This window comes from Synechococcus sp. HK05, assembly GCF_019104765.1.
In the GTDB taxonomy this organism is placed as follows: domain Bacteria; phylum Cyanobacteriota; class Cyanobacteriia; order PCC-6307; family Cyanobiaceae; genus Vulcanococcus.
In genome coordinates this window covers 621,812-628,323 of sequence record NZ_JAHRXJ010000011.1, presented here as the reverse complement: position 1 = coordinate 628,323, position 6,512 = coordinate 621,812, and the positions used below count along the sequence as shown (strand labels likewise).

At 67.6% G+C, this 6,512-nt stretch carries 6 protein-coding genes, 1 tRNA gene and 1 pseudogene; 4 read left to right on the top strand and 4 right to left on the bottom strand.

The features are described from left to right. Nucleotides 1-140 (bottom strand): annotated as a pseudogene (locus tag KUL97_RS12600) (photosystem II D2 protein (photosystem q(a) protein)); the annotation flags it as partial. A 184-nt stretch (nucleotides 141-324) separates the two neighbouring features. Between KUL97_RS12600 and KUL97_RS12595 the strand changes: the two are divergent. The 4 genes from KUL97_RS12595 to KUL97_RS12580 all read left to right on the top strand — a co-directional run bounded on the left by KUL97_RS12595 (nucleotide 325) and on the right by KUL97_RS12580 (nucleotide 2,426). Further along, complete coding sequence (locus KUL97_RS12595) at nucleotides 325-552, top strand: hypothetical protein (RefSeq protein ID WP_254896446.1); 228 nt, start codon at nucleotides 325-327, stop codon at nucleotides 550-552. Continuing rightward, nucleotides 545-1,231 carry an ABC transporter ATP-binding protein gene (locus KUL97_RS12590; protein WP_217797279.1) on the top strand — a complete coding sequence of 229 codons (687 nt, stop codon included), beginning with the start codon at nucleotides 545-547 and terminating at the stop codon, nucleotides 1,229-1,231. Before KUL97_RS12595 ends, KUL97_RS12590 begins: the two co-directional genes overlap by 8 nt. 35 nt (nucleotides 1,232-1,266) lie before the next feature. Then, nucleotides 1,267-1,338 (top strand) — tRNA-Asn (locus tag KUL97_RS12585). Nucleotides 1,339-1,655: 317 nt separating this feature from the next. Beyond that, nucleotides 1,656-2,426 carry a response regulator transcription factor gene (locus tag KUL97_RS12580; protein WP_217797278.1) on the top strand — a complete coding sequence of 257 codons (771 nt, stop codon included), beginning with the start codon at nucleotides 1,656-1,658 and terminating at the stop codon, nucleotides 2,424-2,426. 10 nt (nucleotides 2,427-2,436) lie between these two features. Here KUL97_RS12580 and KUL97_RS12575 read toward each other — a convergent pair whose 3' ends face one another. From KUL97_RS12575 to KUL97_RS12565, 3 genes are read right to left on the bottom strand one after another with little or no spacing between them, the layout of a single operon-like run. After that, nucleotides 2,437-3,423: a DNA polymerase III subunit delta' gene (locus KUL97_RS12575; RefSeq protein WP_217797277.1), complete on the bottom strand. Its 987-nt coding sequence runs from the start codon at nucleotides 3,421-3,423 to the stop codon at nucleotides 2,437-2,439. After that, entirely contained in the window at nucleotides 3,416-4,075 is a 660-nt protein-coding gene (gene tmk, locus KUL97_RS12570) for a dTMP kinase (protein WP_217797276.1), read from the bottom strand. The genes KUL97_RS12575 and tmk overlap by 8 nt, the downstream gene beginning before the upstream one ends. Beyond that, a complete protein-coding gene (locus tag KUL97_RS12565) occupies nucleotides 4,068-6,419 on the bottom strand; it encodes a heavy metal translocating P-type ATPase (protein WP_368656160.1) in 2,352 nt (783 codons plus the stop codon). The genes tmk and KUL97_RS12565 overlap by 8 nt, the downstream gene beginning before the upstream one ends. Between the last annotated feature and the right edge of the window lie 93 nt (nucleotides 6,420-6,512).

Genomic DNA, 6,512 nt, shown 5'->3' with positions numbered 1-6,512 from the left:
CAGCCACCCAGCGCCAGGTAGGCGGTGGGGAACAGGAGCAGACCCGACCACCCGACAAAAACGAAGCGGTCGCGCTTGAGCCAGTCATCGAGGACGTCGAACCATCCCCGCTGCGGCGCGCGCCCTACAGCGATCGTCATGAGAGCGGCTTCATGAAGCGTTACACGCGCACTGTACGGGGAACCGAGCGTCTGTGGCGGATCGCCCCAACCCGATAGGTAAAAGCCCCTAGCGAGCCATCGAAGCCGTTGTGATTCGCCAAAGTGGGGCCTGGCTGAAATCCCTGCTGTGTTCGTCGTTGAGCTCTCCCTCAAGCTGAGCCCCATGCCCATTGCCGTGCAGCGCAAGGAGCAGGCCGATGCTGAAGCCCTCTATCAACAGGTGAAGCAGGCCATGGAGAGCGGCCATCCCCGCCTGCTGGAGCTGAGCTGCGAGAAGGAGGAAACCAAACGCGTCAGCCTGCTCACCAGTGAGGTGGTGGCCGTGCAGACCTACGAGAAATCCGCCATCGGCGGCGGCAGCAAGCGCCCTGGCTTCAGCTTCGATGGCTGATCAGGCCCCCAGCCTGGTGGTGGATCAGCTGGGATTTGCCTGGCCCAATGGTCACAGCGCCCTTAATCACTGCAGTCTCACCATCCCCCGAGCCGGGCTCTGGATGCTGGTGGGTGGCAACGGCAGCGGCAAAAGCACCCTGCTGCGCTTGATCGCTGGACTGCTGACACCAGCCCGGGGCCGCCTGCAGCGCCCGCTCAAGCCGGCTTTGGTGTTTCAAAACCCCGATCACCAACTGCTGCTGCCAAGTTGCGGCAGCGAGATCGAGTTAGCCCTCCCCGACACGGTTCCAACGACTGAGCGCCTACCTCGCGTGGAGCAGGCCCTCAGCCAGGTGGGCTTGGCCGGATTCCGGCAGCGGCCCATTCACAGCCTGAGCGGCGGCCAGAAGCAGCGCCTCGCCATCGCCGCCGCCCTGGCCAGCGAAGCCCAACTGCTGTTGCTGGATGAACCCACAGCTCTGCTGGACGAAATCAGCCAAGCGGAGGTGCTCCAGTTGATCCGCTCCCTCTGTGATCGCCAAGAGCAGCCGATCACAGCCCTGTGGATCACCCACCGACTGGAGGAACTGCGCTGGTGCGATGGCGCCGCCCTGATGGAGCGAGGCAGCGTTGGCCCCTGGCGGAGCGGCGAATCCATGGAGCAACGGCTCGCCCCCCTTGCGGGCGGGAAGGGCTGAGGGGTAAGTTCTTCGAGCACCCGTCAGGGCCGCATTCCTCGGTAGCTCAGCGGTAGAGCGATCGACTGTTAATCGATTGGTCGCAGGTTCGAATCCCGCCCGGGGAGCTTGAAAACCCCAGCCTCGCGGCTGGGGTTTTTTCATGTCGGGGCGATGGCGCACTCGACGCCGCATGTACGCGGCTGCATCGCATCGTTGGCCGACAAATTGCAACAGGGCAAACGGAAGAAAACCTGTAAATCCGTGCGCGTCAATCAACTCGCCGGCGCTCAAGACTCGTTGCAGGGCAAGCGCTCTCAACCTCAGCCAGCTCACGCTGGACACACGAAAAGTTCTGCAGCTCCTCAATCTTCTAGAGAGAATGTGAGCAACGAACAGCGGCCCTCACCCCGCGGCGCCTGCACTCCACCGCCGGAGATCCACCATGAAGCCCTGCATCCTGCTGATCGAAGACGACAGCGACATGCGCGAGCTGGTGGCCGGCCACCTCGAACACAGCGGCTTCGATGTGCAGCGGGCTGAAGACGGCATCAAGGGACAGGCTCTCGCTCTGCAGTACACGCCGGATCTGATCCTGCTGGATCTGATGCTGCCCAAGGTGGATGGCCTCACGCTCTGTCAGCGCCTGCGCCGCGATGAGCGCACCACGGGCATCCCCATCCTGATGCTCACCGCCCTTGGCAGCACAAAAGACAAGGTGAGCGGCTTCAATTCCGGCGCCGAAGACTACCTGGCCAAGCCGTTCGACCTCGAGGAGCTGCTCGTGCGCATCAAGGCGCTGCTGCGCCGCAGCGACCGGGCCCCTCTCTCGGCCAAGCACAACGAAATCCTGAGCTACGGAGCCCTCACCCTGGTGCCAGAGCGCTTTGAGGCGATCTGGTTCGACGAACCGGTGCGGCTCACACACCTGGAATTCGAGCTGTTGCACTGCCTGCTGCAGCGCCATGGGCAAACCGTGGCCCCCTCGCTCATCCTCAAAGAGGTGTGGGGCTACGAACCCGACGACGACATCGAGACGATCCGGGTACACGTGCGCCATCTGCGCACCAAGCTCGAACCCGATCCCCGCAAACCCCGCTTCATCAAAACGGTCTACGGAGCGGGCTATTGCCTGGAACTGCCCAGCGGTGCCCACGAGGAGGAGCTCGCCCAGCTGGTGCACAACGCCCGCGCCAATCGCCGCAGCGCCGCCTGATCAGCGGCTCCTACTGAGCCATCAGGCCGCTCAGCTCCAGCAACGCCACCTCCCAGGCCAGGCGAGGCTGCACGAACGAGCGCAGCTGACGACGCAACAGCTCCATGCGTTGTTGCTGCACAGGCTGAGGGCTAAGCCGCCAGAGGTGCAACTGCCACCAGTCGAGCAGCCAAAGCTGTTGCTCCACCTCAAGCGCATCACAGAGATCACGGGCCAGGCTGAGGGCCTCGACCGGGCTGGCGGGCTGAGCAGCACCGGCTGATGCCCCACCCACCAGGGCGGCGCAACGCTGCGCCAGCCCCTCCGGCAGCGCCTCCCAATGCATTCTTTGCTCCAGCAGGGCCCCTGGCGAGCCTGCGGCCAGCTCCACCAGCTCGGGCGGATCCGGGCTGGTGGGCAGCGGAGTCTGGCCCGCCAACACCTGCTGCAGCTGCTCAGGGGCCAGGCGAGCAAAGGGGATGCTCTGGCAACGGGAGCGGATCGTGCTGAGCAGGCGATCCGGAGACGCCGTGAGCAGGATCAGCAGTCCATCACCAGGTTCTTCGAGGGTTTTCAGCAAGGCATTGGCGGCACCCTCCGCCATGGCCTCCACCGCTTCGATCACCACCAGGCAGCGGCTGGCCTCCACCGGCCGGCGCGCCAGAAATTGCGAGACAGCCCGCACCTGCTCCAGCCGCAACTGCGGCGGGGCCTTGCGGCTCACGCCGGCATCAGCCGCTTTGGAGGCCGGCACCAGCTGCCCCTTGTCGCTGTAGGTGGGCTCCACCCAGAGCAGATCCGGGTGGTTGCCTTCCTGCAAGCGGCGCCGCACGGAGGCTGATCCCGCCGGCCCGGCGATCACCCCCTCCAGAAAACGGCGAGCCGCCATCGAACGCCCCACACCATTGGGGCCGCAGAACAAATAGGCGGGAGCCAAGCGTTGGCGCTCCAGCGCAGCCAGCAGCAGGGTGCTGGCCTGCTGCTGGCCCACCAAACCGTCGAAGAGCCGCTCAGTCATCGGCGGGGTGTGCGGCTGCACGGCAGCAGTGGGTGATGGCCGCCTCCAGGGCTGTGCTCACGGCCTCAGGGGGCTGGGAAGCATCCAGCCGCTGCCAACCAGGTTGAGCCGCCAGGGCCACAAAGCCTGCACAGACCCTGGCCAGAAAGGCTTCGCCACTGGCTTCGATCCGATCCGCCGCCCGATGGCCGCGACGCCGCAGCGACTCCTCCAGTGGCAGATCCAGCAGCAGGGTGAGATCGGGCTGCAGTCCACGGCAGGCGATCAGGCTGAGCTGCTCGATCAAGTCGAGGGAGAGGCCGCGGCCATAGCCCTGGTAGGCGGCCGTCGAGCCGCTGAAGCGGTCGCTGAGCACCCAATGGCCCGCCTCCAGGGCCGGCAAGATGTGATCTTGCACGTGCTGGGCCCGATCGGCCGCATACAGCAGCAGCTCTGCAGTGCTGCAGGGTGCCGCGGCCCCGGGCGGATGCAGCAGCAGCTGGCGCAGGGCGCGGCCGAGCTCGGTGCCGCCTGGTTCGCGGGTCACCACCAACTGGGCAGCCGCTGGCATCAGTCCGCTGCGGGGAAGCCAGTGGCTCAGATGCTCGATCTGCGTGGTCTTGCCACAGCCATCGATGCCTTCAAGCACCAGGAACCGACCGCGCTCAGTCATCACCACCGAGCAGCAGGGCATTCACCACCACGGTGATCGAACTGAAGGCCATCAACAACGCTGCCAGAGGAGGGGAGAGCACCACGCCGAACCCCGGCAGCAGAGCGCCGGCGGCCAGGGGCAACACCAGCAGGTTGTAGCCGAAGGCCCAGGCGAGGTTTTGGCGCACCTTGGCCATGGTGCGGCGAGCCAGGCGCAGGGCCTGGGGGATCGCCGTGAGGCGATCCCCGAGCACCACCAGATCGGCGGTATCCATGGCGATCTGGGTGCCGGTGCCCACAGCGATCCCGAGATCCGCTGCCGCCAGAGCCGGAGCGTCGTTGATGCCGTCGCCCACCATCGCCACCGGGCCACGGCCAGCGCTGTGCTGCAGCCGCTCCAGCTTCTGCTGCGGCAACAGCTCCCAAGCCAGTTGCTCCGCGCGCAGGCCCAGCGCATCGCCGAGGTGCTGCACTGGCCCCTGACGGTCACCGCTGAGCACGCCCAGCTGCAGCCCCATGGCCTGCAACGCAGCCAGGGCCTGCGGGGCATCGGCGCGCATGGGGTCTTCGATCGCCAACAGCGCCAGCAGCCGATGCTCGGCGCTCAAGGCCACCACCGTGGCGCCGCGGGCTTCCTGCTCCTGCAGCCACCGCTGCAGGTCAGGGGGGAGCACCAGGCCACTGGCTGCAATCCAGGCGGGGCGGCCCAAGCGACAGCGGCCATAGCCCGCCACGGTTCCCTCCAGGCCATCGCCCGCGATGGTGCGCGGCTGCGCCACGCTGAGCAGGGGCAGCTCCAGCTCTTGGGCTCGCTGCAGCAGGGCGTGGGCCAGAGGATGGCGGGTGTCGGCTTCAAGGCTGGCGGCCAGTTGCACCACAGCGGCCTCCTCGAGGCCGGGCTGGGCGGGTCGCAGGCCGCTGAGGCTGGGGCGACCGATGCTCAAGGTGCCGGTTTTATCGAAAAACACGGTGCTGAGGGCCGCGGCCGTTTCGATCACATCCCCGCCGCGGAACAGGATGCCGGCCTTGGCCGCCCGGCCGGTGCCCACGGTGATGGCCGCGGGGGTGGCCAAGCCCAATGCACAGGGGCAAGCCACCACCAGCACGGCAATGCTGAGCTGCAAGCCCAGCACGAAGGGGGTTTCAGCCGCCAACCCCAAACTCCTGTGGCCGCCATGGGCATGCATCGCCGGTGCCGCCGAGAGCACCTGCGGCCAGAGCTGCGCACCCCAGAGCCACCAAAACAGCCAAGTGCCCAGCGCCAGCAGCATCACCGCCACGCTGAAGCGGCCCGCCACCCGATCGGTAAGCCCCTGAATCGGCCCTTTGCGCGCCTGGGCCTGCTCCACCAGGGCAATGATCCGGGCCACCGCGCTCTCGCTACCGGGGCGCACCACCTCCAGCAGCAGCGGCGCCTGGAGGTTGAGGCTTCCGGCCGCCAGCTCACAGCCTGCGCTCACCTCCTGGGGCAACGGTTCACCGGTGAGGCTCGACACATCCAGATTGGACAGCCCTTCGAGCACGCGGCTATCCACCGGCACACGATCGCCGGGCAGCAAGCGCAGGCGATCACCGGGGCGCAGCGCCCCCACCCGCACGGGCCTGGTGATCGCCTCAGGGCCCGTACCCACCACCAGCAACGCCTCATCGGGCTGCAGACGCGCCAGCTCCTGCAGGGCCCGCCCCGTGCGGAAGCGGGCCCGCTCCTCGAGGAAACGGCCCAGCAGCACAAAGCCCAGCAGCATCACGGGCTCGTTGAAGAAACACTGCCAGCCCACGGCCGGCCAGATCAGGGCCACGAGGCTGGCCAGGTAGGCGCTGGCCATCCCCAAGCCCACGAGCGTGTCCATCCCCGGGGCACCGGCAAAAGCCGAGCGCGCTCCGCGCACGAGGATCGACCGCCCCGGCAAGGCCAGGGCCACGGTGGCCACCAGGGCATGCACCCGCATGTCTGCCAGCCAGGGGAGCGGCAGCTGCCCCATCTCAGCCAGGTGGCCCGCCGCCGACACCAGCAGCAACACCAGTGCCACCACCAGTTGCTGCCAGCGCAGCCACCAGCTCTGCTGCTGCCGGCGCTCCGCCGGGGTGCTGGCCTGATCTTCGCGGCGATGGGCCTGATAGCCCATGGCCAGCAGGGCCTCGATCAGCGCCTCGCTGGGATCGTGCTCGCTCTGGCCAAGCACGGCTGGATCCAACCCCACCCAGGCGGTGCGGTTGAGCAGGCTGACGCTGGCCTGGCGAACGCCGGGCTGGGCCAGCAGGCGCTGCTCCACGGCGCGCACGCAGCCTCCACATTTCATGCCCTCCACCTCGAGCAGCAGAGCAGCCACCGGCTGCGGTGCGGATTCAGGGCCGCTGCTCACGGGGCTGGGGGTGGGCGACGCCAAGGCTAGGGAGTGCGAACAGCCCCGGCATCCCCCGCCCCAGGCAGGTGAGGATGGGCCCACGAAGCTCAG